Below are 26,277 nucleotides of genomic sequence, written 5' to 3'. Positions count from 1 at the left end.
GTCATTCCGGAGTTTTCGTGATGCCCAAGATCGAAGTTTATTCCACCGCGGTATGTCCTTATTGCGTGGCGGCCAAGAATCTGCTGAAGGCCAAGGGCTTGACGTGGCAGGAGGTGCGCGTGGACACCGACCCGGCACAACGCGAAAGCATGCTCCAGCGCAGCGGCGGCCGCCGCACCGTGCCGCAGATTTTCATCAATGACCAACTCGTCGGCGGCTATGATGATCTGGTTGCGGCAGATCGCAGCGGCAAACTCGCGCAACTGCTGGAATCGGCGGCATGAGCGGCGAAAAGGATCGCATCGCCGAGTTCACCGCTTTTCGCCAGCGCATGAACGAACGCATCCTGGGCGAAGACAATCAGGTGGTCCGCCGGTTCTTCGCGCTCGACACCCAGACCTACAAGGCGGGCGCCCTGGACGTGAAGACCAAGGAGATGCTCGGCCTGGTCGCTTCCATGGTGCTGCGCTGTGACGACTGCATCAGTTATCACGTCGCCCAATGCAAGGAAGCGGGCGTCAATCGCGAAGAATTCTTCGAGATATTCAGCGTCGGGCTGGTGGTCGGTGGCTCGATCGTGATTCCGCACCTGCGCCGCGCGGTGGATTTCCTCGACCAACTGGAGTCGGGTGGCGCGGCGGGGCAGGCGGAAAGCTGCGGCGATCACGCCTGATGGTCTTTTCTCCAAGGAAGATGGCCGAGTAAAGGCATAGCCCGCGCCGTGGGCCAGATTGGAGCGACGCTCCGGCGTGGCCAGGCAAGCCTCTTCACGCGCCTCGCTCCCGCCTGTCCCTCCTGCGGAGAAAGAGGCGAAGCAAGGGCTGGTTACCCGGGTTGAAACGGCTCGCCATTCGATCCCAGGCAACGCTCCGTACAAGTATTTGCAACGTCCGCGAGCGCCTCCGGGCTGTTCGCCGACAACCGCATCGGCGATAATTGAGCAGATTTCAACCAGGCGCCTTCCCCCTGCGCGCCGGTCCCCCTGCTTCATTCCAAGGAGTTCCCCCATGAGCAAGACCATCGCGGTGATCCCGGGCGACGGCATCGGCCCGGAGATCATGACGGCCACGCTGCGCGTGCTCGATGCGCTCGATTGCGGTCTGAGCTATGACACCGTCGAAGCTGGCATGATCGCGCTGGAAAAGCACGGCGACCTGTTGCCCAAGGCCACGCTCGATACCATCGCCAGGCACAAGGTGGCGCTGAAGGGGCCGCTGACCACGCCGGTCGGCGGCGGATTCACTTCGATCAACGTTACCTTGCGCCGCCACTTCGACCTGTACGCCAATGTGCGTCCGGCCATCAGTTTTCCCGGCACCAAGGCGCGCTACGAGAACATCGACCTGATCACCGTGCGCGAGAACACCGAAGGTGCGTACCTGGCTGAGGGCCAGACGCTGTCCGAGGATGGCGAGGTGGCAACCTCGATGATCCGTAACACGCGCAGGGGCAGTGCGCGCATTGTGCGTTATGCGTTCGAAATGGCGGTAAAGAAAGGCCGCAAGAAAGTCACCGCGGTGCACAAGGCCAACATCATCAAGACCGCCTCGGGCCTGTTCCTCAATGTGGCGCGTGAAATCGCCAAGGAATACCCGCAGATCGAGTTCAACGAGATGATCGTGGACAACGCCTGCATGCAACTGGTGATGCGTCCCGAGCAGTTCGACGTCATCGTCACCACCAATCTGTTCGGCGACATTCTTTCGGACTTGTGCGCCGGCCTGGTCGGCGGATTGGGCCTGGCGCCGGGCGACAATATCGGCGAGCACGCGGCAATCTTCGAGGCGGTGCACGGCTCTGCCCCGGATATCGCAGGCAAGGGCATCGCCAATCCCTGCGCGTTGCTGCTGGCGGCGGCTGACATGCTCGATCATCTGGGCATGGTCGACAAGGGAACCAGGCTGCGTCAGGCGATTCGCGACACAATGGCGAACGATCGCGACCACGTCACGCCGGATCTTGGCGGCAAGGGCAGCACGCAGAGCTTTGGCGAAGCGATCGCCCGGCGCCTGGCGGCGGCTTGACGGCTCCTATATAGGCGGATGGCCTCGCATGCACTGAGCTGTCGCAGTGCGAGGCATTCCGTTTGCCATGGCACTTGAGAAGGAGCATCCCCGGAGTGTCCGCAAGCGATTTTCCGAGCGGGAAAGTGGATGGGTTTTGCTGTCCGTGCCTATCTGCAAGCAGTCCGTTTCTTTAACGAGCGGATGGATCGCCACACGTGACAACGTTCAACTCACGGACAAAGTGGTTGCGATCGCGCACGCTCGAGGATGGGCTGTCGAGCGGGAATGATAATTTTCTACTTTTGCGGTTGCTCGCGGCCAGCCTGGTTATCTATGGTCATGGGCCTGCATTCACCCGGGTAACAGGCTGGCCAGACATTTTTGCGTGGATGGGATGGGGAACCTACGCAGGCGAGCTGGCTGTCAATATTTTTTTCGTGGTAAGCGGCTTCATGATCGCGGGCAGCTATTTGCGCCGCAGGCATCTAGCGGATTTCCTGTGGGCCAGGGTGATCCGGATCTACCCGGCGTATGTATTTTGTTTGCTCGGGACGGCATTCGTACTGGGGGCCGTCTATACAGTGCTGCCACTCGGGGCTTATTACAGCAATCATGAGGTGGTGCGCTATGTCGCCAAGAATTTCCAGCTTGGCCCTGGGCTGGTCTGGACGCTTCCCGGCGTCTTCGCCCAGAACCCAGGAATGGATGTTGTAAATGGCTCTATATGGACATTGCCGGCCGAAATAAGGATGTACCTTTGGGTGGCCTTTGCTGGCGTGACAGGTATCCTGATCCGGCGAGGCTGGTGCAACGTCCTGGTTTTATTGCTTGTCGCGTGCGGTCTTTTTTTCCCTGCGCATATTCCCCTCGTTCCGCTCAAATCCTACCTTGGCCTTGCCGGCTATTTTGCGTTTGGCGTGTTTTGCTACGTCAATCGCAGCCATGTACCCGTAGGCTGGTCCTGGGTGATTTGCTTTGGCCTGATGGCGTGGCTGCTGCGGGCCACACCGGTGTACTCGTTTGCATTCGCCTTGGCCTTGTCGGCGTTTGCGTTCGCCTTTGCCTATGCAACGCCAGGCGGAAGATTTTTCAATCGATTTGGCGATTATTCGTATGGGCTCTATTTATGGGGCTTTCCGATACAGCAGGTAATAGCCCATCATGCGCCAAACGTCGGGCCGTTGCAGAATGCGCTGGCGGCTTGGCCGATAGCCATGCTGTTGGCGGTGTTTTCCTGGCATGCCGTTGAAAAGCCTTCTTTGAAGCTCAAGCAACTCCCAAGCAAGCTTTATATGAAGCTGAGGCTGCTTGCCGGCGCAGAACAGCGAATGCTTTAACTATGGTCGCCTTAAGGCTTGACCAAATTTCCGGCTCGCCAATTCGCGCTTATGCCGCCTTCCCCTGCGCGGGCTTTGTAGCTGCCGGCTTGCATCTTCGATGGGACGGCGATGCGGTTCCAACTGTTGATCATGATCAACGGCGGGTACGCGCGAATCGCCCGGAAAACGTGACCGCTTCAGCGCACGAATGGCCAGGGAGCCAGGAACACCAGCCAGATGAAGACCAGCATGCCGAGGTATTTCACTGCGCGGAACAGCCTCGGGTATTTCTTCTTGAAGACGCGATTGCGTTCGCGGTTGCGCTGGTTCAGCGCGAACACGCGATTGACGAAGCCGGTCTTTTCTTCCGGCGACTCGGTATTGGGGGAAGCGGTGATCTTACCCATGAAGGCACCCACCCGATGGTTGACTGCGTTCATCCAGCGTGTCCGCAACGGACGTTCGACGTCGGCGAACAGGATCACCCGGGTCTGGTCGGTCTTGTTCTCCACCCAGTGCACGTAGGTTTCGTCGAACACCACATCCTTGCCGTCGCCCCAGGCGTGTTCCTCGCCGTCGACGAAAATGCGGCAGTCGCGCGAGTTTGGCGTGATCAGGCCCAGGTGGTAGCGCAGGGAACCGGCAAAGGGATCGCGATGCGGATTGAGCTTGCTGTGTGGTGCAAGCGTGGCAAACATTGCCGCTTTCACGCTGGGAATCGCTTGCAGCAGCGCCACGGTTTTCGGACACAGCGCTTCGGCCGAGGTAAGCGGCTCGCCGTACCATTTCAGGTAGAAACGCTTCCAGCCCTGCTTGAAGAAACTGTTGAAGCTGGCGTCGTTATTGTTTTGGGCCGCGCGGATATGGCCTTCATCGAACAGCTGCAACGCCTCGTCGCGAATGGTCTGCCAGTTCGCCTGCAACAGGTCCAATTGCGGAAAGCCGCGACGGTCGAGAATCGGCCGGGCGGGAACCGCGGAGAAGGCGTACACCAGCAGGTTGTACGGCGCGAACACCGCCGAATGGTCGACCAGCTGGCGATCGAAACGTAGCCGCGCGCGGCCGCGCAGGTGCACCAGCCATACGCACAGTACGAAGGCCAGCAGCACATAGAGAACGATGAAGCGGGGAGTGAGGAAATCCATCGTGGATGCGGCTCGGTGACGCCGGGATACTGCGGCAGTAGGTGGCCGGATGGCCACATATCGGCGATTTTACGGCAAATACGGCTCAGTGGCGGAGCACGTGCACGCTGCCGCCACCGGGGCGATAGCCATGCTTCAGCGCGCGCTGGACATAGGCCGTGGCCCGGCGTACCGCCGATCGTGGCCGCTGGCCCCTGGCGAGCCCGGCGGCGATGGCCGAGGCCAGCGTGCAGCCCGTGCCATGGCCTTCGCGTGGCAGGCGTGGATGGCGAAGTTCCATTGATCCGCTTTCATCGAAATAGCGATCGACCACTTCGTTGCCGCGTGCGTGGCCGCCTTTCAGCAATACGCCGCCAGCTCCCAGTTCAAGCAATGCCTGGCCGGCATCGTGCAATTGTCGCGATGTGCGTAGTGGATGGCCGAGCAAAGCTTCCGCTTCCGGCAGGTTGGGAGTGAGCACGTCGGCCAGCGGGATCAGTTCGTTGATCAATGCATCCATGGCGTCTTCGTCGAGCAAGCGCGCGCCGCTGGTGGCGATCATCACCGGGTCGACCACCAGCCATGCCGGCTTGCGCTTGCGCAACTCCCTGGCGACCAGGCGCACCGTGGCCGCATTGCCGAGCATGCCGGTCTTGACGGCGGCGATGGGAAAATCGTCGAACACGGCGGCGATCTGGCTGCGGATGTGCGTGAGCGGCACGGCGTGCACCGCCGTGACGCCGCGCGTGTTCTGGGAGGTGACCGCGGCAATCGCCGATAAACCATGCACGCCGTGCGCATGGAAGGTTTTCAGGTCGGCCTGGATGCCGGCGCCGCCGCCGGAGTCGGCGCCGGCGATAGTGAGGACGTTGGGCGGCGTGGGGGTGTCTGTCATGCTCTTTGCTCGTCATTCCGGCCTGCGCCGGAATGGCGACGCGCCTGGATACGTTCCGGCCAACAGCAGGCTACAACGCTTCGGATGCAAAATCCGCCAGGCGCGAGCGTTCGCCACGCCGTAGCGTGATGTGCGCCGAATGCGCCCAGTACTTGAATCGATCGACGGCGTAGGTGAGGCCGGAAGTCGTTTCAGTGAGGTAAGGCGTGTCAATCTGCTCCACATTGCCAAGGCAGACGATCTTGGTGCCCGGACCGGCGCGCGTGATCAGCGTTTTCATCTGTTTCGGCGTCAGGTTCTGCGCCTCGTCGATGATCAGGTAGCGTGACAGGAAGGTGCGTCCGCGCATGAAGTTGAGCGAGCGGATCTTGATGCGCGAGGCGAGCAGGTCGTTGGTGGCCTGGCGGCCCCAGCTGCCGCCTTCCTCGGGATTGGCGAGCACTTCGAGGTTGTCGGTGAGCGCTCCCATCCATGGCGTCATTTTTTCTTCCTCGGTGCCGGGCAGGAAGCCGATGTCTTCGCCAACCGATACGGTGGCGCGGGTCATGATGATCTCGCGGTAGCGCTGCTGGTCCATCACTTGCGCCAAGCCTGCCGCCAGCGCGAGCAGGGTCTTGCCGGTGCCGGCGGTGCCGAGCAGGGTGACGAAATCGACGTCCGGGTCCATCAATACGTTGAGCGCGAAGTTCTGCTCGCGATTGCGCGCGGCGATACCCCATACACTGTGGTTGGTATGGCTATGGTCATCGAGCAGGACCAGGGTGGCGCGCTGTTCATCCACGTTCAGCACGCGAAGTTCCACGGCGTTTTCGCCCGGCAGGAACAGGCACTGCTGCGGGTACCAGTCTTCGTCCTCACGGCGATCCAGCTTGTAAAAGGTGCGGCCGCGCTCGTTCCACGACTGCACTTCGGGATGCCTGTCCCAGAAATCGTCCGGCAGCTCGGTGGAGCCCGTATAGAGCAGGGCGAAATCGTCGAGGGCGCGATCGTTCTCGTAGTCTTCCGCATCGATGCCATAGATCTTGGCCTTGATGCGCAGGTTGATATCCTTGCTGACCAGGAAGACCGCGCGATCCGGATTCTGGTCGCGCAGTTCGATCACGGCCGAGAGGATCTGGTTGTCGGCCTTGCCGTGGCCGCTCTCGGTGCGCTGCTGGAAGTACAGGCGCCCCACCGCGCCGCCACGCTTGAGCGTCACGCCCTGCGGATTTTCCAGCTCCAGCCCATTGCTGATGCCATGGCCGTTGCCGCGCACGATCAGTTCGTTGAGGAAGCGGCTGACCTGGCGGCCATTGCGAGAGACTTCCGATGCGCCTTTCTTCTTTTCGTCCAGTTCCTCCAGCACGGTCATCGGTATGAAGACGTCATGTTCCTCGAAGCGGAACAGCGACGTGGGATCATGCAATAGCACGTTGGTATCGAGAGCGTAGATGCGCTTGCTTCCGGTCATGCGGAAGGGACCTCGCGAAGGTGGCGGGAAGGCGGCTGGGTCATGCCGGTGCGTGACGTGGAAATCGGAGCATCCCTAGGCTATGGCGTCGAGCACCGCCTGAGCGTGGCCGGGCACTTTCACACCCCGCCATTCCGCGGCGAGCTTGCCGTCCGGATCGATCAGGAAGGTACTGCGTACCACGCCCATGTGACGCTTCCCGTACAGCACCTTTTCGTGGATCACGTCGAAGGCGCTGCACCAGGTTTCATCCGGATCGGAAACCAGCGGGAACGGCAGTTCCTGCTTGCTGGCGAAGTTGGCGTGGGATTTCACCGAATCGCGCGAGACGCCGATGATCTCGGCATGGCGCTTGAGGAATTTTGGATACAGATCGCGGAAGTCCTGCGCTTCGCTGGTGCAGCCGGGGGTACTGTCCTTCGGGTAGAAATAGACGACCACCCATTGGCCTTTCAATGCATCGAGCTTGAGTGTGCTGCCGTCGCCGGTGACGCCCTGCAGCTTGGGGACTTTCTTGCCGAGTTCGGGCATGGGTTCTCCGGAAGCCAGACTGATATTGCTTGCGTGCCGGGAAGGAGACTAGCGCGGGCAGGGCAATGGAAAACAGCCTTGTCAGGCAGGCTCCATCGGAGCATTCTAGAATTTCACCGGATCCATGATGGCGTCCAGATTCAGGCCATCGCAGAATTCCAGGAAATCGTCGCGCAAGGCGGCGATATGCAACTTGTCCGGCACCCCGATCGTGAATTGTGCCTGGAACATCGAGGCGCCCGTCTGCATCGCCTGGTAGCGCATGGAGCTGAGCTGTTCCACGCTGATGTCGTGACGGCTGAAGAAATCCACGATCTTCACCAGGATGCCGGGACGGTCGGCGGAAACGACTTCCACCAGGTACGGCAGCAGGTGGCCGCTCGGTTCGCGAGGACTGGTGCGGTAGTGCGTGAGGCGCAGTTCTTCTTCGCGCGCCAGTTTGGTCAAGGCCGTTTCGAGCTTGGCGACCGCGTCCCACGCGCCGGTGGCGAGCAGGGTGAGCGAGGTGTCCGTGCCGATGGTGGAGACGCGCGCATCGGAAAGATTGCAGCCGGCATCGGCGATGCGCCGGGCCAGCGTAAGCAGCGGCGTGCGCGCTGCGGGGGTCAGCGTCTGGATCAGCAACTGGTGGTCATTGCTGGATCGCGCGGAAAAAGGGCTCGTGGACATGGACAGTGGCGATCCCGCGTCGTGCGGGATGACGACGAACGATACGCCAGCTTACTTGCCCGTCCCGCGAACCCGCAAGTAATATGCCGGGTCTAGTTTTGTGCGGATTGCGCCATGAACATTCACGGAAGCGTCTGCGCGCTGGTTACTCCGTTCGGCTCGGACGGGGCGCTCGACCTGGCGGCCTTCGGCCGCCTGCTCGACTTCCAGATCGCGGGCGGTACCCAGGCGGTGGTCGTCGCCGGCTCCACCGGCGAAGCCCACATGCTCGAACATGATGAATATGATCGCCTGCTCGCCTTTGCAGTGGAGCACGTCGCGGGTCGTATTCCGGTGCTTGCGGGCACCGGCGAGGCGGGTACCGCCAAGACGGTAGCGGCCACGCAGCGGGCTTGCGCACTCGGCGCCGATGCGGCCTTGGTGGTGGCGCCGTACTATGTGCGGCCGACCCAGGAGGGCCTGCGCCGTCATTTCCTCGAAGTGGCCGACCACGGCGGCCTGCCGGTGCTGCTTTACAACGTTCCCGGCCGTACCGCCTGCGATCTCGCCCCGGAGACCACCGCGGGGTTGCGCGACCATCCGTCGATCATCGGCATCAAGGAAGCGCGCGGCGATGCCGAGCGCATCGCTCGCACCGCGGAACTTGTGCGCCCGGATTTCGTCTATCTGTCCGGCGACGACGCCAGCGCGGCGCAGGCCATGCTGGCTGGCGCCGCCGGCGTTATCTCGGTGGTGGCCAACCTCGTACCCAGGGCTTTCCGTGCATTGTGCGATGCGGCTGTCGCGGGTGACCGCGCGGCTGCCGCACGCTGCAACACGGCGCTCGATCCGCTGGTGCAGGCGCTCAATTGCGCGCCCAATCCGATCGCGGTGAAGGCCGGCCTGCCGGACCTGGGGCTGGGAACGGCAGTGCCCCGATTGCCGCTGGTGGAACTGGAACAAGGGGCGGCACGCGATCAATTGCGCAAGGCCTTGGCGACTCTGGCATCCTTGGCGGATGCCGCCTGACTCAACTTCGGAACATCTACGGAATCCCATTACATGAAGAAATCTTCTCTCGCCGTTGCCCTGCCGGCCCTGGCTCTCACTGGCCTGCTGCTTTCGGGTTGCGGCATGTTCCGTTCCGAACGGGCATGGCAGAACGCCAAGCAGGAATCGCCGCTGGAAATCCCGCCGGGCCTGGATACGCCCTCGGCGAGCGCGGCCTTGGTGATTCCGCCGGAAGGCAGCAACCAGCCGAGTCCGAATGGAGCAACGGCGCGCGTAGGTAACAATCCGGGCACGATTACCGACGGCTTCATCCTGGCCGACAGCGTGGACGAGACTTACCGCCGCGTTGGCGAAGCGCTGAGCAACGGCGAGATCGGCACGTTGCAAGGGCACGACGATGCCGCGCATACCTACAACCTCAACGTGCTCGCCTCCGATCAGCCGGTGGAGAAGGCCGGCTTCTTCGGCCGCATGTTCGGCAAGGGCAGCAGCTCGAATGCCCCGAACGTCGCCCCGCGCCCGGTGGTGGTCAGCATCAACAGCAGCGGGCAGGGTTCGAGCGAAGTACGCGCGCAAGGCGAGGCGGCTGCGGTTGCGAAGGTGGTCGACAGCCTGAAGTCGCGCCTGGGCGGCAAGGGCTGAAAGCTTTCCGGATTCCCTGAAGCGAAAAAGGCACCGCGTTGAAGCGCGGTGCCTTTTTCCTGTTCGATGCTGCGGTAGCGAAATGCAATCAAAGCCGGGCGGCTTCAGCGCTCCAGCAGCTTCAGCTTGTCGGTCTTGTTTTCCCATTCCTTGGCGTCGGGCAAGGCGTCCTTGCGCACCGTGATCACCGGCCAGGCCTTGGCCAGTTCCTTGTTCAAGGGCGTAAAGCCTTCCTGGCCGGCAGGAACGTCATCTTCCGGATAGATCGCGTTGATCGGGCACTCCGGCTCGCACAAGGTGCAGTCGATGCACTCGTCGGGGTCGATGACCAGGAAGTTGGGGCCTTCATGGAAAGCGTCGACAGGACAGACTTCGACACAATCGGTGTATTTGCATTTGATGCAGTTATCGGTGACGACAAAGGTCATGCTGCCGTGTGCCTGCTCTGGACCGGGAAGCCGGTCATAATGGGACGGTGGCGCTCCCAACGAGGTTCGAACTCGTGTTCCCGCCTTGAGAGGGCGGTGTCCTGGGCCACTAGACGATGGGAGCGTATTCTTGCGAGGCGCGGTAGTATAGCTGAATTGTCTCGTCCGGCAATGTCCGCGGATGGCAGTCCAGCACGGCCTAAAACGCCCGCAGGACAATATTCGCGGCTGATCTTTCGTAACGCCTGGCATGGCCCGGCGTGTCGACCATGCCACCGGAAGTTGGATACCCCGCAAGGATTTCGATCGCTTGAATCCCAAAGCCAGGAACGACGCCAAACTTGCGCTGCGCATCATTTCGCGCGAGCAGCATACGATCTCCCGCAAGAACATCAGCAAGGGCGCCTTGCGTGTGCTCTATCGCCTGAACGAGGCCGGCTACAACGCCTACCTGGTCGGCGGCGCCGTGCGCGACCTGCTGCTGGGCGGCCACCCCAAGGATTTCGATGTCGCCACCAGCGCGACCCCCGATGAAGTCAAGAAGCTGTTCCGCAATTGCCGCCTGATCGGCCGCCGTTTCCGGCTGGCGCACGTGGTGTACGGCAACGAGATCATCGAGGTTGCCACCTTCCGCGGTACCAGCGAGGAGGAAGGCGAGGGCGACCGTCACATCGTCGATGGCCGCATCGTGCGCGACAACGTGTGGGGCACCATCGAGGAAGACGCCTTGCGGCGCGACTTCCGCGTCAATGCGATGTATTACGACATCAGCGATTTTTCGGTGCGCGACTACGTGGGCGGCATGCAGGACCTGCACGATCGCGTGCTGCGTCTGATCGGCGATCCGGCCACGCGCTATCGCGAAGATCCGGTTCGCATGCTGCGCGCGGCGCGGTTGGCGGCGAAGCTGGATTTCCGTATCGATGAAGCAGCGGCCGCACCTTTTGCCGAGCTGGGGCCGTTGCTGGCGGGCGTGGCGCCGGCGCGCCTGTTCGACGAATCGCTGAAAATGTTCCTGACCGGGCATGGCTTGAAAAGCTTTCGCATGCTCGAGCAATGCGGCCTGCTGAAATTCATGTTCCCGGCCACGGCGCGTGCGCTCAAGCGCGGCGACCAGGCGCTGCGCTCGTTGATCGAAGAGGGCCTGGGCAATACCGACATGCGCGTGGCCGAGGGCAAATCGGTGACGCCCGCCTTCCTGTTTGCGGTGTTGCTGTGGGGCGAGGTGCGTGATCTGGCGCATACCTGGACCACGCACGGCAAGGACGCCAACGAAGCATGGGCGCGCGCGGCCATGCATGTAGTGGCCGAGCAATGCCAGCGCGTGGCGATCCCACGCCGCTTTACCATCACCATGGAAGAGATCTGGTCGCTGCAGCCGCGCTTTGAGCAGATCCAGCGCAAGAAAGTCTTTCGCCTGCTCGTGCATCCACGCTTCCGTGCAGCGTTCGATTTCCTGTTGCTGCGCGCTGCTGAATCGCCGGCTATCGGCGAGCTTGGCCAATGGTGGGCGCATGCACAGCAGTTGCCGCACGAAACGCTGGCCGCGGCGTTGCCTTTGCATCATGCGAGCCCGGCGGGCGATGCGGAGCCGGTGCGCGCGAGTGCGCCGCGCAAACGCAAGCGTCGGCGCAAGCCCGCTGGTAAATCCGGGACAAGTTGATGCGCGCATACGTTGCGCTGGGCAGTAATCTTGGCAACCCGCGGCGGCAATTACTCGATGCGATCGATGCACTGGCCGCGCTACCGCAAACCCGGGTGCTGTTGCGTTCGCGTTTCTATCGCACGCCACCCTGGGGCGTGCTTGACCAGCCCGCTTTCCTCAATGCCGCGGTCGCGCTGGAAACGGCATTGGAAGCCCACGCGCTGCTTGACGCCTTGCTGTCGATCGAACGCGACGCGGGACGCCAGCGCAGCGGCGAGCGCTGGGGGCCGCGCACGCTCGATCTGGACCTGCTGCATGTCGAGGGCAAGACCATCAGCGACGAGCGCCTGACCCTGCCGCATCCCCATATCGCGAACCGTGCGTTCGTGCTGCTGCCGTTGCGTGATCTCGCGCCCGATCTGGAGATTCCTGGTCAAGGGCGAGTGACTGATCTTCTGCGAGCCGTTGATACACAAGGCTGTGAGGCATTGGCTTGAGCCTTTGCCATCCCAGGCCTGATAATTGTTCACCGCAGCATTGAAGGAACAGCCGTGTACGTGGAAAACGCCAGCGCTCCCGTCCGCAGGCCGGTGACCGTACCGGGCTTGCATGTGATGAAGGCGGAAGGGCGCAAGATCGTCATGCTCACCGCTTATGACGCGAGCTTCGCTGCGCAGATAGAACATGCGGGAGTGGACGTCGCCCTGGTTGGCGATTCACTGGGCATGGTGGTACAGGGCCAGCGCAGCACCTTGCCGGTGACGCTGGACCAGATGGTCTACCACACCACATTGGTGGCGCGCGGCCTGACCGCGACCCTGCTGGTGGCTGACATGCCATTCATGGCCGACCGCGATGTGGCGCACGCGCTGGAAGCCGGGGCGCGACTGATCGGCGAGGCCGGCGCCGCGATGATCAAGATCGAAGGCGCCGCGCCGCATATCCTTGCGTCGATTCACGCGCTGACCGAGCGCGCCATCCCGGTTTGTGCGCATCTGGGCCTCACGCCGCAGTCGGTGCACAAATTCGGCGGCTACAAGGTCCAGGGGCGCGCGCAGGAAGCAGCCGAGCGGGTACTGGGCGAGGCCCATGCCGTGCAGCAGGCAGGCGCCAGCATCCTGGTCCTGGAGGGCGTACCCATGGCATTGGGCGAACGGATCACCAAGGCGCTGGAGATTCCCGTGATCGGGATCGGCGCCGGACCGCAATGCGACGGCCAGGTGCTGGTGGTCTATGACATGCTTGGCATTACGCCGGGCAAGCGTCCCAAATTCAGCAAGGACTTCCTCGCCGGACGCGGATCGATCGGCGAGGCTATCGCGGCTTATGCCGACGACGTGCGCAGCGGCGCATTTCCGGCAGCCGAGCACAGTTACAACTGACGCGGTTTACGCAGAGCGAAATTCATGCAAACGGTGCAAGACGCAGCAGGGCTGCGCGCCACGATTCGTGGCTGGCGCTCGCAAGGGCATACGATCGGCTTCGTGCCGACCATGGGCAACCTGCACGCGGGCCATCATTCGCTGGTCAAGCTGGCGAGGGCACGCACCGACCGCGTGGTGGCGAGCATATTCGTCAATCCGACCCAGTTCGGCCCTAACGAGGATTTCGAGCGCTATCCGCGCACGCTGACGCAGGACCAGGCGGGCCTGGCCGAATCCGGTTGCGATCTGCTGTTCGCGCCCGATGTGACCACGCTCTATCCCTACGGCGCCGCCGGCAGCGTAAGCCTGCATGTTCCGGAGATCACCGATACCCTCGAGGGTGCGCACCGCCCCGGGCATTTCGACGGTGTCGCCACGGTGGTATGCAAGTTGTTCAACCTGGCGCAGCCGGATATCGCGATCTTCGGGCAGAAAGACCTCCAGCAATTGAAGGTGATCGAGCGCATGGTGCGCGATCTCTCCTTGCCGGTAAAAGTGATGGGCGCCCCGACCCAGCGGGCCGAGGACGGCCTGGCGCTCAGTTCCCGCAATCAGTATCTGTCGGAAACGGAACGGGTCGAGGCTGCACAGATCTATCAAACCTTGCAGCAAATGCGCGACCTCACCGCCAAGGGACACGCGCGCAAGGTGGTGGAGCAAGCGGCGGCCTCCAAGCTGGAACGGGCCGGCTTCGTGCCCGATTACGTGGTTATCCGGCGCATGGACGATCTGTCCGAGCCGGCCGAGAACGAGCGTGAGGGCCTGGTGGCGCTGGTCGCCGCCCGGCTGGGAACCACCCGGCTTATCGATAACCTGCCGTTCGACTGACTGGCGCCCAGGCTCACAGGCAGGGCATTGAAGGGCTTCGGCCCATCCCCCATTTAACGGCAAGATGCCGATGTTGCGGCGCAACGGCGGCAGTTCGATAATAGCGAGCTACGCAGGCAGTTCCTGCTGGAATGAAGTCATGCAACTGAACATGCTGAAGGCGAAGATCCACCGTGCCACCGTGACCCACGCGGAGCTGCACTATGAGGGTTCCATCGCCATAGACGGCTTGCTGCTGGATGCATCGGGCATTCGCGAGTACGAGCAGATCCATGCCTGGAACATCAATAACGGCAAGCGCTTCGTCACCTACGCGCTGCGCGCCGAAGAAGGCTCCGGCATTATTTCGGTCAATGGCAGCGCCGCGCATCGTGCGCAGCCTGGCGACCTGATCATCATCGCCGCCTTCGTGCACCTCAACGAAGTAGAGCTGGAGAAGTTCCAGCCCACGCTTGTCTATGTGGGTGAAGGCAACCGCATCAGCCACACCAATCGTTCCATCCCCAAGCAGATGGCGGCGGCGTAACCTGCTTTCCTTCTTTGCGGGGGGCCGGAAGGGATCACGCTTCATCTTGATCCGCATCGGCATCTGCGCCGCGCCTTCCGCCAGCTTGCCTTTATCCCGGCCCTGCCAGGGGTTGGGACGAGGCGTCGCAGCGCGCAAGCGCCCACGCCACGTGCTCGCGCACCATTGCTGAAGCATGATCGGCGCGTGCCTGCAAGGCAGCTCGTATGTCCGCCGACGGCGGTGCATTACCCAGCGCCACGGCGATATTGCGCAGCCAGCCCTCGTAACCGGTGCGGCGGATCGCCATGCCTTCGGTGCGCTGCAGGAATTCTTCCTCGCTCCAGCCAAACAGCTCCACCAGCTTTGCACCGTCCAGGCGATGCCGTGGCGCGAAATCGGGCTCGGTCGCGTCCTGGGCGAATTTGTTCCACGGGCAGATCAGCTGGCAATCGTCGCAGCCGAAGATGCGGTTGCCGATCGGCTCGCGCAGGTCTTCCGGAATCGAGCCTTTCAGCTCGATCGTAAGATAGGAAATGCAGCGCCGCGCATCGAGCCGGTAAGGGCCGACGATGGCCTGCGTGGGGCAGATATCGATGCACTTGCGGCACGTACCGCAATGGGCGGTTGCAGGTTTATCGATGGGCAGTGGCAGGTTGGTGTAAAGCTCGCCGAGGAAAAAATACGATCCGGCCTGACGGTTGATCAGCACCGTATGCTTGCCGATCCAGCCTAGTCCCGCGTTGCGTGCGAGCGCCTTTTCCAGGACCGGTGCCGAGTCGACGTAAGCGCGATGGCCGAAATCACCGATCGCGCCACGGATGCGCTCGGCCAGCTTTTGCAGCCGGTTGCGCATCAGCTTGTGATAGTCGCGGCCCAGCGCATACCGCGCCACATAACCGGCTTCGCCATCACCAATGACCTCCCACGCATGCCGGGTTCCGGGCGGCAGGTAATCCATGCGCACCGAAATCACACGTTGCGTGCCCGGCTCCAGCTCGTCCGGCCGGCTGCGGCGGGTGCCATGGCGGGCCATGTATTCCATCTGGCCGTGATAACCGTCTGCCAGCCACCCTTGCAGATGCTGTTCGTCCTGCTGCAACCCCACGCCGCTGATGCCGGCCTCGGCGAAGCCAAGTTCACGCGCCCAGCGCTTGATATCGCTGGCCAGTGCGGCGTAATCGGGGGCTGCGTGCGGGGACATGACTTATTGTAATCGCCCCTATAATCGCCCGATGCATGCCGCCACGCATTCCCGCGATCTCTACACCGTCGAGCAGGTCCGCACACTGGACCGGCGCGCCATCGACGAGCTTGGCATCACTGCCTTCGAACTGATGAGCCGGGCCGCTGCCACGGCCTTGACCTGCCTGTGCCAGAGGTGGCCGCAGGCAAGGCGCATCGTGGTGTTCTGCGGTCCTGGCAACAACGGTGGCGACGGTTACCTGCTTGCCAGCTTCGCCCAGGGTGCCGGGATGGGCGTGGAAGTCGTCGAGCTCAGCGAGGCATTGCATGGCGATGCCAATGGCGCGCGCGCAACCTGGCAACGCAGCGAGGGGCTTTCCCATCGCTGGCATCAGGATGCATCGCTGCCCAAGGCCGATGTTTATGTGGACGCGCTTTACGGCACCGGCTTGAACCGCGCGCCGGACCCGTCGGGCGCCGCCCTGATCGAGCGCATCAATGCCTCGGGTATCCCGGTGCTGGCGCTGGATGTTCCGTCCGGCTTGAATGCGGATACCGGCAATTGCCCTGGCGCGGCGATCCAGGCGCAATGCACGGTCAGTTTCATCGCGGCGAAGCGTGGCTTGTATACCGGGCAGGCGCCAACGCGCGTTGGTGGATTGCAGATCGACAAGCTGGGCTTGCCGGACCTGCTATGGCAAGGCATGCAGGCCGATGCGTGCCTGCTGGAAAGCATGCACCTGCCTGCGCGCGCGCGCGATGCGCACAAGGGCGACAACGGGCATGTCCTGGCGATCGGCGGCGACCACGGCACCGCGGGCGCGATACGTCTTTGCGGCGAAGCGGCGTTGCGCTGTGGGGCGGGCCTGGTCAGCGTGGCTACACGTGGTGAAAACCTGTTCGCGTTGAATAGCGCGCGACCGGAATTGATGGCCCACGCCGTGCATGGGCCACAGGAGCTGCAATCGCTGCTGGAGCGCGCCAGCGTGCTCGCCGTAGGGCCGGGACTGGGCCAGGGAGCATGGGGACACGCGCTATGGCTGACCGCGCTCGATAGCGGCAAGCCGCTGGTGCTGGATGCCGATGGCCTCAACCTGCTTGCGCACGAACCTCATCGCTTTGCGGCTCCCGCAGTACTGACGCCGCATCCGGGCGAGGCGGCACGCCTGCTCGCAACGACCACGCCAGACGTGCAACGGGATCGCTTCGCCGCGGCGCGCGAGCTGGCGCGGCGCTATGGCGCGGTGATCGTGTTGAAAGGGTCGGGGAGCCTGATCGCAAATCCGGATGGACGTATAGACGTCTGTACCTGGGGCAACCCCGGCATGGCCAGCGGCGGCATGGGTGATCTGCTGACCGGCGTCATTGCCGCGCTGCTTGCGCAGGGGTGCACGGCATGGGATGCGGCGCGCATGGGCGTGGGCCTGCATGCGCGCGCCGGTGATATGGCTGCCCGCGGCGGCGAACGGGGCCTGCTGGCCAGTGATCTGCTGGCCCCCCTGCGCGCGCTCGGAAACGGACTCGGGCATGACTGAACGGCACTGGGAACTGGCCGATGAGGAGGCGACTCGTGCGATCGGCGCCCGTCTTGCCGGTGTGCTGGACGATGGGCTGGTGGTTTATTTGCACGGTGAACTCGGCGCCGGCAAGACCAGCTTTGCCCGCGCCCTGCTGACCGCTTTGGAAGTCGGTGAGCGAATCAAGAGCCCTACGTACAGCCTGGTCGAGGGTTATCAGGCGAAAGACCGGTCTGCGTGGCACCTGGATCTTTATCGCATTGCCGATCCCGCTGAACTCGAATGGCTCGGCCTGGACGCGCTTGCCGATCCATCCGCGATCGTGCTGGTGGAATGGCCGGAACGCGGGCAGGGCGCATTGCCGGCGCCAGATCTTGAGATGCATCTGACTTATAGCGGCCCGGGGCGTCACGCCCGGCTGCGGGCGATGACGGCTCGTGGCGAACGCCTGCTGGCCTGCCTCGCCTAGCCTTTGCCGCCTCAAGTGTCCATTCCCAGTAAGAAAACTGGACCGTCGATGGCTGCGATCCGCCTGCGGAATGCGCAGCTTAAGGCCCATAGCTTGAGCTGATCTGACAAATATCGTGCAGGTTATGGAAAAGCAAAGGAAAAAGTTCTTGCATTCAGGAAGCGGCTGCGCTTCAATGCTGCGCCATGAGGGGATATCTGACCCGTGCCATCAGCCTCGCAGGTGCCGCGATCCTTAGCGCGGCGCCCGGTGCCGCGCTGCACGCCTCGGATGTCATGAAAGCCCGTGTCTGGGCCGGCCCCGCCTACACGCGCGTAGTCTTCGATCTTTCCGGCCCGGCGACCTACACACTCAGCCGGCAAGGCAACCAGATCGTGCTGGACTTGAGCGACAGCCGTCTCAACGGCAGCCTCAATGCATCGGCCCAAGGTCTCTTCAGAGGCTTGAGCAGTACATCCCAGGGCAGCTCGTTACGCCTGACCGCATCCGTAGCGCCCAATAGCCAACCCAGGAGCTTCGTGCTCGGGCCTTCCGGCCAGTCCGGCTATCGGCTCGTGCTCGATCTCTATCCCGGCGCGGCGGGCGGCCCTCAGGTTGCCGCTTCCGGCAAGAACGGCGTACCGGCGACGGAAAACCTGCCAGCCCCGGTAACGGCGGTCGCCGATAAGGGTGTTGATACGCCGGCCCCCGATCCGGTGGTGGTCAATGCGAGCAGCAAGTTCAGCTCGCGCAAGGGCGTGACGACGCGCCAGGCCGCCGTGCTGCTAGGCAGCCAGCGCCAGGTGATCGTTGCCGTCGATGCCGGCCATGGCGGCAAGGACCAGGGCGCGCATGGGCCCGACGGCACCCTGGAAAAGAACGTAACCCTGGCGGTAGCGCGCGCGCTGGCCGCGCAGATCAACCGCCAGCCCGGCATGAAAGCCATCCTGACGCGCGACGGCGATTACTTCATCCCGCTCAAGCAGCGCTACGAGATCGCCCGCCAGAACCAGGCGGACCTGTTCGTGGCGATCCATGCCGATTCGTATACCAGCAGCGATGCTCGTGGCTCATCGGTCTGGGTTTTGTCCTCGCGCGGCAAGAGCTCGGTCGCGGCGCAGATGCTGGCCGATCGCGAAAACAGCTCCGACCTGATCGGTGGAGTGTCCCTGGCATCGGAGAACGATGGCCTTGCCTCGGTACTGCTGGACATGCAGCAAGGCTGGGCGGTACAGGCCAGCGAAACAGTGGCGCAAAACGTATTGAACGCCTTGTCGGCGCTGGGTCCCACCCACCGCGGTTATGTGGAACATGCCAATTTCGTGGTGCTGCGTTCTCCGGACGTACCGTCGATCCTGGTCGAGACGGCCTTCATCAGCAACCCGATGGAAGAGCACAAGCTGCGCGATCCCGCGCATCAGCAGCAATTGGCGACCGCGATCATGGACGGCGTGAAGGGTTATTTCTTGAACGACCCGCCGCCAGGAACCTGGTTTGCCATGGAGGCCGCGCGCCGCAAGGGCGTGTTGCTTGGCAGCGGCAGTGAAGTGGCGAGCAACGGCAAATCGGTGGACAAGGTCGCCACCGCATCCACGCCCGCGGATGCGGACGTGCGCGACATGCATCGGGTAGCCAATGGCGAAACCTTGCGCAGCATCGCCAAGCAATATGGTGTGAGCGTGGATTCGCTCAAGAACGTCAACGGCATCAACAGCAATAGCGTGCGCGTGGGCACGATGCTGGCCATCCCCGAGAGTTGATTGCGGATAGTTGATGGATGCGGGCGCTGCTAAGCTTGCGCCATGTCCAGGATTCGTCCGCTGCCCCCCGACCTCATCAACCAGATCGCCGCCGGCGAGGTGATCGAGCGGCCGTCGTCGGTCGTCAAGGAGTTGGTGGAAAACAGTCTCGATGCGGGTGCTGGCCGCATCGAAGTCGATATCGAGTTGGGCGGCGCCCGGCTGATCCGCGTGCGCGACGATGGCGACGGCATCGCCGCCGACGACCTGCCACTGGCGGTTGCCTCGCATGCCACCAGCAAGATCGGCAGCTTCGACGATCTCGAACACGTGGCGAGCATGGGTTTTCGTGGCGAGGCGCTGGCGTCGATGTCTTCGGTAGCGCGATTTGCGATGACCTCGCGGCTGCGCGGCGAAGATAGCGCCTTCCGCATCGAGGTAGACAGCGGTCGCATGCAGGCGGCGCGCCCGGCGCAGCATCCTCCGGGCACCAGCGTGGAAGTGCGCGACCTGTTCTACAACGTGCCCGCGCGCCGCAAGTTCCTCCGTGCCGAACGTACCGAATTCGCGCATATCGACGATCTGCTCAAGTCGCTTGCCCTGGCGCGCAGCAATGTCGAGTTCCGGCTCAGCCACAATGGCAAGTCCGCGCGCGTGTGGAAGGCGGCGCGCGATGAGCAGGCCATGTTGCTGCGCGTGGCTGACGTGCTCGGCGAGGCGTTCCCGCAGCAAAGCCTGCGCATCGATCATGCGACGGCCGGCATGCGGCTATCCGGATGGGTGGGATTGCCCACGGCATCGCGGCCGCAGGCGGATGCGCAGTATTTCTACGTCAACGGCCGCCTGGTACGCGATCGCGTGGTGGCGCATGCCGTGCGCCAGGCCTATGCCGACGTGCTGTTCCATGGCCGTCATCCTGCCTTCGTGCTGTACCTGGAACTGGATCCGGTGGGCGTGGATGTGAACGTGCACCCGGCCAAGAGCGAAGTGCGTTTTCGCGAGCAGCGGCTGGTCCACGACTTCCTGTTCCGCACCTTGCATGAAGCACTGGCGGAAACACGCGCCGGCCAAGGTGTCGCCTCCGAGAGTGCAGCATGGACAGCCACCCCGCAGATGGTGTCGACCGGCGCGCCGGCCATGAGTCGGCCGACGGCCCATTGGCCGACTGCGACTGCGCAAAATCGCTTGCAGTTGGGTGTGCGCGAGGAACCGCTGGCCGGTTATGCCGCTCTGCTCGGCGAAGTGACCAGCGTGCGCGCGGAACCGATGCAGCAACCGATGCCGCCAGCCAATGATGGCGATGTTCCGCCGCTTGGTTATGCCATCGCCCAACTGAAGGCGATCTACATTCTTGCGGAGAATGCACACGGCCTGGTGCTGGTGGACATGCATGCCGCGCACGAACGCATCACTTACGAAAAACTCAAGTCAGGTCGCGCATGCAGCAATCTTCGATCGCAGATCCTGCTGGTGCCGCTGTCGGTGGCGGTGAGCGCGAAAGAAGCCGCTGCGGCCGAAGAACACGGCGAGGCCTTGTCGGATTGGGGGCTGGAACTTTCGCGTAGCGGCCCGTCTGGCGTGGTGGTGCGTCGTATCCCGGCATTGCTGGAAGGTGCCGATGTCGCCGAACTTACCCGCAACGTGCTGGGCGAGCTGGCCCAGCATGGCAGTTCGCGCCAACTGCAAGAGCTGGAAAACGAACTGCTGTCGACCATGGCCTGCCATGGTTCGGTGCGTGCGGGACGGCGCCTTACCTTGCCTGAGATGAATGCGTTGTTGCGCGAGATGGAAGCGACCGAACGCTCCGGCCAGTGCAACCATGGCCGTCCCACCTGGGTACAGATGGGCATGACCGATCTGGATAAGCTTTTTCTTCGTGGTCGTTAGCTGGCGCTTGTGCCGCTCGCAAATGGATGGCCATACTGGTCTTATCTTGCATCGAGCGGAGCGAGCCTCATGTGGCGTAATGTCCTGGCCGGACTGATCCTTGGCACTGGAGTGACCCTCGTGCATGCTCAATCTCCCCAATCCTCCGCCACGCCGGAGGCCTACCAGCACAGCATCGAGCAATGGCGTGCCGCGCGTGTCGCACGACTCACCGCTCCGGATGGCTGGCTCAGCCTGACCGGACTGGAATGGTTGCAGGAAGGCAGCAATAAAGTCGGCAGCGCTGCCGACAACGATGTGGTGCTGCAGGCCGGTCCGGCGCATCTGGGTGTGATCAACCTGGATAAGTCCGGGCAGCTGCACATCACGTTGGCCGATGGCAGCGGCGCGACCGTGGATGGCAAACCCGCGCATGAGGCCACGCTGGTCGACGATGCGCACGTTAGCGGCGATGCGTCGCCGACCACGGTCGCTTTCGGCACGACGAATTTCTACGTGATCGATCGCGATGGCCGCAAGGCGTTGCGCGTCAAGGATGCCAAGGCGTCCACGCGCGAGCATTTCCTGGGCATCGACTATTTTCCGATCGATCCGTCCTGGCGCATCGTCGCGGATTGGGTGCCGTTCACGCCGCCGCACGAACTGCAGATGGGTTCGGTGATCGGCACCATCGATACAGTGAAGGTGCCTGGCAAGGCCGTCTTCACGCGCGACGGCCACACCTACGAGTTGCTGCCTTACCAGGAAGAGCCCGGTGGCGAACTGTTCTTCGTGCTGGCCGACCGCACTTCCGGCCACGAAACCTATGGCGCCGCGCGCTTTCTCTATGCGGCGCTACCGGAGAACGGCAAGGTCGTGCTGGATTTCAACAAAGCCTACAACCCGCCGTGCGCATTCACGTCCTTTGCGACCTGTCCGCTGGCTCCGCCTGAAAACCGGTTGGACTTGCGCATCGCCGCGGGCGAGAAAAAATATCGGGGAGCGCATTGACCGGAGACGGCGAAAAACGGGCGGACCGCAGGCAAGGGCTGGCGCAGCGCAATTTCCGCGCAACTGCTCCTTGCCCCAAGGTCTCATCGGCGTGCCCAGCCCTCACCGACCTTTGAACGCAGCCTTGCGTTTCTCCAGGAACGCGCTGGTTCCCTCCCGCATGTCCTCCGTGGCGAAAGCCAATGCGAATGCCTGCGTTTCGAACTCCAGGCCCTGGTCGATGCTGGTTTCGCCGCCTTGCAACACAGCATCGAGAATGCCCGCCGCAGCCAGTGGCGCTGCCGAGGCCAGTTGCTCGGCGAGTGCATCGACGGCTTCATCCAGCGCCTCCGGCGCGACCACGCGGCTGACCACGCCCAGTTCGTAGGCGCGCTGCGCGGTCATGGTGCTGCCGGTCAGGCAAAGTTCCAGCGCCGCGCTACGGCCTGCGAGGCGCAGCAGACGCTGGGTGCCGCCAAAGCCGGGAATCAGGCCGAGGTTGATTTCCGGCTGGCCGAACTTGGCCTTTTCGCTGGCAACGCGCAGATGGCAGGCCATTGCCAGCTCCATGCCGCCACCTAGCGCGAAACCCTGGATGCGCGCGATCACCGGCTTGCCGAGCCGCTCGATGCTGCTCATCAGCCGCTGGCCGGTGCGCGAAAAGCCTTGCGCCTGTACCGGCGTATAGCCGTGCATCTCGCTGATATCCGCGCCGGCGACAAACGCTTTCTCGCCCGCGCCGGCCAGCACGGCCACGCGCACGGCATCGTCCTGTGCGGCTTGCGCGAACGCAAGAGTCAGTTCATTCAATGTCTCGCGATTGAGCGCATTGAGCTTGTCCGGCCGGTTGACGGTGATGGTGCGCACCGCGCCGCGATTGCCGATCTCAAGATTGCGGTAAGCCACGTTGGACTCCGTATTGGACATGAAGCGCGATTTTAGCAGCGGGAACCTTTGCCGCCCCGATACGTTCTCAGAGCCTGCCCAATGCTTACGCATGACCAGGCCATGCTTGTCCCAGGAGTGCCGGTGGTAGCCGTTCAGCCTCGCCGATCCGGGCGGTTCCGGCCGCACGAGACTGCCGGACTACTCAGGATGGTGGCTTTCGCTATGCTAAGGGCCGGATCGGCTTCTCCGTGCAGCCCGCGCCGGTTCCGTTTGCTCGCAGGGCAAGGACGAATGAGTCAGTTATATGCCGATATCCAAACCAGCGATGCCGCCGTCATGTAAACAAACCGGACCGACCCGGAAGTTTGTCGCCGGGCAGGCAGCGCGGCGGCACCGGTTCTGCTCCGCACCATGGAGAAACTAATGGCACACACGCGCTGGCTGGTCGCGGGTTTCCTGCTGCTTGCCGCGTTCGCGGTGCAGGCGCAGGGCCCTGCCGCTCCCGGCCCATCGCAACCGGCGCCGGCAAAGCTCGACAAGCACAAACTTTCCTACGCCATCGGCTACCGCATCGGCACGCAATTCGCCGAGGGCGATTTCCCGGTGGACATGGCGGTGCTGCAAAAGGCGATCGAGGATGCCTATGCCAAGCGCCCGCCAGCGGTGCCCAAGCAGGAGATGTACGAGCAACTGGTCGGCCTGGGCGAACGCATGCACGATCAGGCGATGGCCGAGTACAAGCACATCGCCGCCGACAACGCGCGCAAGAGCACCGAATACATGACGCACAACGCCACCCTGCCGGGTGTCGTGCAGTTACCCTCGGGCATCCAGTATTCGGTGATCAAGAAGGGCGACGGCACGGTCAGCCCGGGCATCGACAGCCGGGTGACGGTGAACTATCGCGGCATGCTGATCGATGGCACCGAGTTCGACAGCACCTGGGCACGTGGTTCGCCGGTGAGCTTCACCGTGGACAAAGTCATCCGCGGCTGGCAGTACGTGATACCGCGCATGCATGTCGGCGATCGCTGGAAGGTGGTCATTCCGCCGCAACTGGCCTATGGCGAACATGGCGCATTGCCGCGTATTGGCCCCAACCAGACGCTGGTATTCGATATCGAGTTGCTCGACATCAAACCGCCGGATCCGCGGGCTCCCAATCCTTGAGAGCGAAGCGGGTCTAACCTCCCCGGTAGCGTCTGCGTTAGCATGGCGGGTGCATGTCGAACGATCCCCACCTCCCGCTGCAAGCCATCTTGAGTCCGTGTGTCGGCATCTGCCGGCTCGATCCGCACGGCTATTGCCTGGGCTGCTACCGCACCGGCGATGAAATCGCCCGTTGGCGCGGCATGAGCGAGGCCGAGCGAACGCACTATATGGACGTGGTATTGCCCGCACGCGAGTCCGCGTGATGCATGCCTTGCTGCGCGCGTTGCGCCCGCTGTCGCAGCCGCCTGCGGCGCCGGGATGGAACCATGCGCAAATGACCGAACTGGTTGGCAGAACCGAGCGTCGGCCCGCGGCCGTGCTGATCGGCCTGCGTGACGGTGAGCAGCCGCGACTGATTTTTACCGTGCGCACTGACCATCTCAGCTCGCACGCGGGGCAGGTAGCGTTCCCCGGCGGCAGTTCCGATCCGGACGATGCCGACGCACTGACCACGGCGTTACGCGAGAGTGAAGAAGAAATCGGCCTGGACCGTTCGCTGGTCACCCCGCTGGGTTATCTCGATTGTTTCGAAACCATCAGCGGGTTCTGCATCACGCCCGTAGTTGCCAGCATTGCCGCCGGGGCACGGTTTTGCGCCGCTCCCGACGAGGTGGCCGAGGTGTTCGAGGTGCCGTTTGCGTTCTTCCTTGAATCGGCGAACCTGAAACGTTACGTCATGGAATACCGCGGCCATCGACGCGAAATGGTTGAATTCGAGTACGACGGGCACCGTATCTGGGGGGCTACGGCGGCGATATTGCAGAATTTATTGCAGAGGATGGAACGATCATGAAAAGCACGCTGATTTCCGCGGAAGAACTCGCCGCGTTGTCGCCGGAAGGCGTCCTGATCGTGGATTGCCGTTACGACCAGTTCGACTCCGGCAAGGGCGAGCGCGATTACCAGACCGAGCATATTCCTGGTGCCGTATTCGCCAGCCTGGACCGTGATCTTTCCGACCTCAGCCGCGTGGAACTCGGCTTGGGGCGGCATCCGCTGCCCTCGGAGACCTCTTTTTCCGCACTGCTGGCCCGCTGGGGCTGGCGTCCAGGCTTGCAGGTGGTGAGCTATGACGCGAGCCATGGCGCCTTGGCGGCAGCACGCCTGTGGTGGTTGCTGCAGGTGTGCGGCGTGCCCGAGGCGGCCGTACTCGATGGCGGCTATGCCGCGTGGAAGGCGGCCAGGCTGCCAGTGTCGCAGGAAGTGACGCCTCGCGCGCCGACGCCGGTGAGCCTGCGTTACGACACAAACCAGATCGTGCTCGAGCACCTTGCTGTCGCAAACATGTCAGGCGATCTATTGTTGGATGCACGCGCGACGCCACGCTATCGGGGTGAAGTCGAGCCGCTCGATCGCGCCGCCGGCCACGTGCCGGGCGCGGCGAACCGTCCTTTCTCGGACAACCTGCAGGCTGACGGCCACTTCAAATCGCCGGCCATGCTTCGCCAGGAATTCCTTGCCGTCATCGGCGACCATGCCCCCGGGCAAGTCGTGCACATGTGTGGCTCTGGCGTCACCGCGTGCCACAACCTGCTGGCGATGGAACATGCCGGTCTTTCGGGATCGCGGCTTTATGCGCCATCGTGGAGTGGATGGGTGAGCGATGCCTCGCGGCCGGTGGCGACAGAGCATCCCTAGGTTTCGATATCGCACAGAAGTGCGGTTATACCCTTGCGTACAGGCAAGCATCGATGCCTGTTGCGCGATATCTGGGCCAGACACCGTTTTTACTGGGTCACCGAGCGGCAACACGGCATTAATGACGGCTGTGTTGCCATCTGCGCTCGTCGGTGGGCCATAGAGCTTGGCCGGCATTTGCTAGTCGTCCGTATGACGCAACGTCGCATGCATAAGGCCGCGCAATCGCATGGCAGGTGCTTTGGCCAGGGGAATGAAAACAAAGCTTTCGATAGCGCTTCGCCCGAAGCCTCCGTGACGCACGTCAATGTCGTCGAGTTGCCTGCCGCAGGCAGTTA

26 protein-coding genes, 1 tRNA gene and 1 pseudogene are annotated in these 26,277 nt (G+C 63.1%); 19 read left to right on the top strand and 9 right to left on the bottom strand.

Annotated elements, in window-relative coordinates; genetic code table 11:
* Nucleotides 1-20 precede the first annotated feature (20 nt).
* From grxC to ISP15_RS02905, 4 genes are all read left to right on the top strand, one after another.
* Complete coding sequence (gene grxC, locus ISP15_RS02920) at nt 21-284, top strand: glutaredoxin 3 (RefSeq protein WP_404544885.1); 264 nt, start codon at nt 21-23, stop codon at nt 282-284.
* Nucleotides 281-673 (top strand): carboxymuconolactone decarboxylase family protein, encoded by a 393-nt coding sequence (locus ISP15_RS02915; protein WP_404544883.1) that lies wholly within the window; start codon nt 281-283, stop codon nt 671-673. The genes grxC and ISP15_RS02915 overlap by 4 nt, the downstream gene beginning before the upstream one ends.
* Nucleotides 674-1,007: 334 nt before the next feature.
* Nucleotides 1,008-2,024 carry an isocitrate dehydrogenase gene (locus tag ISP15_RS02910; protein ID WP_404544882.1) on the top strand — a complete coding sequence of 339 codons (1,017 nt, stop codon included), beginning with the start codon at nt 1,008-1,010 and terminating at the stop codon, nt 2,022-2,024.
* Nucleotides 2,025-2,221: 197 nt separating this feature from the next.
* Nucleotides 2,222-3,343: an acyltransferase family protein gene (locus ISP15_RS02905; protein WP_404544880.1), complete on the top strand. Its 1,122-nt coding sequence runs from the start codon at nt 2,222-2,224 to the stop codon at nt 3,341-3,343.
* A gap of 179 nt (nt 3,344-3,522) precedes the next feature.
* Here the strand turns inward: ISP15_RS02905 and ISP15_RS02900 are convergent, their stop codons facing one another.
* From ISP15_RS02900 to ISP15_RS02880, 5 genes are all read right to left on the bottom strand, one after another.
* Nucleotides 3,523-4,446, bottom strand: a complete 924-nt coding sequence (locus ISP15_RS02900) for an aspartyl/asparaginyl beta-hydroxylase domain-containing protein (protein ID WP_404545330.1) — start codon at nt 4,444-4,446, stop codon at nt 3,523-3,525.
* A 109-nt stretch (nt 4,447-4,555) separates the two neighbouring features.
* Entirely contained in the window at nt 4,556-5,344 is a 789-nt protein-coding gene (thiD, locus tag ISP15_RS02895; RefSeq protein ID WP_404544877.1) for a bifunctional hydroxymethylpyrimidine kinase/phosphomethylpyrimidine kinase, read from the bottom strand.
* A 70-nt stretch (nt 5,345-5,414) separates the two neighbouring features.
* On the bottom strand, nt 5,415-6,794 hold the full coding sequence (locus tag ISP15_RS02890) for a PhoH family protein (RefSeq protein WP_404544876.1): 1,380 nt from the start codon (nt 6,792-6,794) through the stop codon (nt 5,415-5,417).
* 75 nt (nt 6,795-6,869) lie between these two features.
* The gene (locus tag ISP15_RS02885) at nt 6,870-7,325 is read right to left on the bottom strand and encodes a peroxiredoxin (RefSeq protein ID WP_404544874.1); all 456 of its coding nucleotides are present in this window, start codon (nt 7,323-7,325) and stop codon (nt 6,870-6,872) included.
* A gap of 105 nt (nt 7,326-7,430) precedes the next feature.
* Nucleotides 7,431-7,994, bottom strand: coding sequence for a glycine cleavage system protein R (locus tag ISP15_RS02880; protein ID WP_404544872.1), 564 nt, complete (start codon nt 7,992-7,994; stop codon nt 7,431-7,433).
* Between the two features lie 114 nt (nt 7,995-8,108).
* Here ISP15_RS02880 and dapA point away from each other — a divergent pair, with 114 nt between their 5' ends.
* Nucleotides 8,109-9,002 (top strand): 4-hydroxy-tetrahydrodipicolinate synthase, encoded by an 894-nt coding sequence (gene dapA / locus ISP15_RS02875; RefSeq protein WP_404544869.1) that lies wholly within the window; start codon nt 8,109-8,111, stop codon nt 9,000-9,002.
* 33 nt (nt 9,003-9,035) lie between these two features.
* A complete protein-coding gene (locus ISP15_RS02870; protein WP_404544867.1) occupies nt 9,036-9,626 on the top strand; it encodes a hypothetical protein in 591 nt (196 codons plus the stop codon).
* A gap of 104 nt (nt 9,627-9,730) precedes the next feature.
* Here ISP15_RS02870 and fdxA read toward each other — a convergent pair whose 3' ends face one another.
* Nucleotides 9,731-10,054 carry a ferredoxin FdxA gene (gene fdxA / locus ISP15_RS02865; protein WP_404544865.1) on the bottom strand — a complete coding sequence of 108 codons (324 nt, stop codon included), beginning with the start codon at nt 10,052-10,054 and terminating at the stop codon, nt 9,731-9,733.
* A 48-nt stretch (nt 10,055-10,102) separates the two neighbouring features.
* Nucleotides 10,103-10,178: transfer RNA gene (locus ISP15_RS02860), tRNA-Glu, on the bottom strand.
* 186 nt (nt 10,179-10,364) lie between these two features.
* Between ISP15_RS02860 and pcnB the strand changes: the two genes are divergently transcribed.
* The 5 genes from pcnB to panD all read left to right on the top strand — a co-directional run bounded on the left by pcnB (nt 10,365) and on the right by panD (nt 14,477).
* Nucleotides 10,365-11,717: a polynucleotide adenylyltransferase PcnB gene (gene pcnB / locus ISP15_RS02855; RefSeq protein WP_404544863.1), complete on the top strand. Its 1,353-nt coding sequence runs from the start codon at nt 10,365-10,367 to the stop codon at nt 11,715-11,717.
* Nucleotides 11,714-12,196 (top strand): 2-amino-4-hydroxy-6-hydroxymethyldihydropteridine diphosphokinase, encoded by a 483-nt coding sequence (gene folK, locus ISP15_RS02850; protein WP_404544860.1) that lies wholly within the window; start codon nt 11,714-11,716, stop codon nt 12,194-12,196. Before pcnB ends, folK begins: the two co-directional genes overlap by 4 nt.
* A 54-nt stretch (nt 12,197-12,250) precedes the next feature.
* Entirely contained in the window at nt 12,251-13,081 is an 831-nt protein-coding gene (gene panB / locus ISP15_RS02845; protein WP_404544858.1) for a 3-methyl-2-oxobutanoate hydroxymethyltransferase, read from the top strand.
* Nucleotides 13,082-13,105: 24 nt separating this feature from the next.
* Nucleotides 13,106-13,951 carry a pantoate--beta-alanine ligase gene (gene panC / locus ISP15_RS02840; protein WP_404544857.1) on the top strand — a complete coding sequence of 282 codons (846 nt, stop codon included), beginning with the start codon at nt 13,106-13,108 and terminating at the stop codon, nt 13,949-13,951.
* A gap of 139 nt (nt 13,952-14,090) precedes the next feature.
* Nucleotides 14,091-14,477 (top strand): aspartate 1-decarboxylase, encoded by a 387-nt coding sequence (panD, locus tag ISP15_RS02835; RefSeq protein ID WP_404544855.1) that lies wholly within the window; start codon nt 14,091-14,093, stop codon nt 14,475-14,477.
* Between the two features lie 91 nt (nt 14,478-14,568).
* Here the strand turns inward: panD and queG are convergent, their stop codons facing one another.
* The gene (gene queG / locus ISP15_RS02830) at nt 14,569-15,660 is read right to left on the bottom strand and encodes a tRNA epoxyqueuosine(34) reductase QueG (protein ID WP_404544854.1); all 1,092 of its coding nucleotides are present in this window, start codon (nt 15,658-15,660) and stop codon (nt 14,569-14,571) included.
* A 31-nt stretch (nt 15,661-15,691) separates the two neighbouring features.
* On the opposite strand from queG, the gene ISP15_RS02825 reads away from it, so the two are divergent.
* From ISP15_RS02825 to ISP15_RS02805, 5 genes are all read left to right on the top strand, one after another.
* On the top strand, nt 15,692-17,176 hold the full coding sequence (locus ISP15_RS02825) for an NAD(P)H-hydrate dehydratase (protein WP_404545328.1): 1,485 nt from the start codon (nt 15,692-15,694) through the stop codon (nt 17,174-17,176).
* On the top strand, nt 17,169-17,627 hold the full coding sequence (gene tsaE, locus ISP15_RS02820) for a tRNA (adenosine(37)-N6)-threonylcarbamoyltransferase complex ATPase subunit type 1 TsaE (RefSeq protein WP_404544853.1): 459 nt from the start codon (nt 17,169-17,171) through the stop codon (nt 17,625-17,627). The genes ISP15_RS02825 and tsaE overlap by 8 nt, the downstream gene beginning before the upstream one ends.
* Before the next feature lie 185 nt (nt 17,628-17,812).
* The gene (locus tag ISP15_RS02815; protein ID WP_404544850.1) at nt 17,813-19,366 is read left to right on the top strand and encodes an N-acetylmuramoyl-L-alanine amidase; all 1,554 of its coding nucleotides are present in this window, start codon (nt 17,813-17,815) and stop codon (nt 19,364-19,366) included.
* A 42-nt stretch (nt 19,367-19,408) separates the two neighbouring features.
* The gene (gene mutL, locus ISP15_RS02810; RefSeq protein ID WP_404544847.1) at nt 19,409-21,232 is read left to right on the top strand and encodes a DNA mismatch repair endonuclease MutL; all 1,824 of its coding nucleotides are present in this window, start codon (nt 19,409-19,411) and stop codon (nt 21,230-21,232) included.
* A gap of 69 nt (nt 21,233-21,301) precedes the next feature.
* Nucleotides 21,302-22,222: a DUF1684 domain-containing protein gene (locus ISP15_RS02805; protein WP_404544845.1), complete on the top strand. Its 921-nt coding sequence runs from the start codon at nt 21,302-21,304 to the stop codon at nt 22,220-22,222.
* A 102-nt stretch (nt 22,223-22,324) separates the two neighbouring features.
* On the opposite strand, the gene ISP15_RS02800 is transcribed toward ISP15_RS02805, so the two are convergent.
* Entirely contained in the window at nt 22,325-23,107 is a 783-nt protein-coding gene (locus ISP15_RS02800; RefSeq protein ID WP_404544841.1) for an enoyl-CoA hydratase-related protein, read from the bottom strand.
* Between the two features lie 405 nt (nt 23,108-23,512).
* Between ISP15_RS02800 and ISP15_RS02795 the strand changes: the two genes are divergently transcribed.
* From ISP15_RS02795 to ISP15_RS02785, 3 genes and pseudogenes are all read left to right on the top strand, one after another.
* A complete protein-coding gene (locus ISP15_RS02795) occupies nt 23,513-24,259 on the top strand; it encodes an FKBP-type peptidyl-prolyl cis-trans isomerase (protein WP_404544838.1) in 747 nt (248 codons plus the stop codon).
* Between the two features lie 53 nt (nt 24,260-24,312).
* A pseudogene (locus tag ISP15_RS02790) lies at nt 24,313-25,094 on the top strand (CoA pyrophosphatase).
* Nucleotides 25,091-25,939 carry a sulfurtransferase gene (locus ISP15_RS02785; RefSeq protein ID WP_404544835.1) on the top strand — a complete coding sequence of 283 codons (849 nt, stop codon included), beginning with the start codon at nt 25,091-25,093 and terminating at the stop codon, nt 25,937-25,939. Before ISP15_RS02790 ends, ISP15_RS02785 begins: the two are co-directional and overlap by 4 nt.
* The last annotated feature ends 338 nt before the right edge of the window (nt 25,940-26,277 follow it).

This window comes from Dyella jejuensis (assembly GCF_044904675.1).
GTDB classification, from domain to species: Bacteria; Pseudomonadota; Gammaproteobacteria; order Xanthomonadales; family Rhodanobacteraceae; genus Dyella_B; species Dyella_B jejuensis.
The sequence above is the reverse complement of the archived record's forward strand: the minus strand, read 5'-3'. Positions and strand labels throughout refer to the sequence as shown.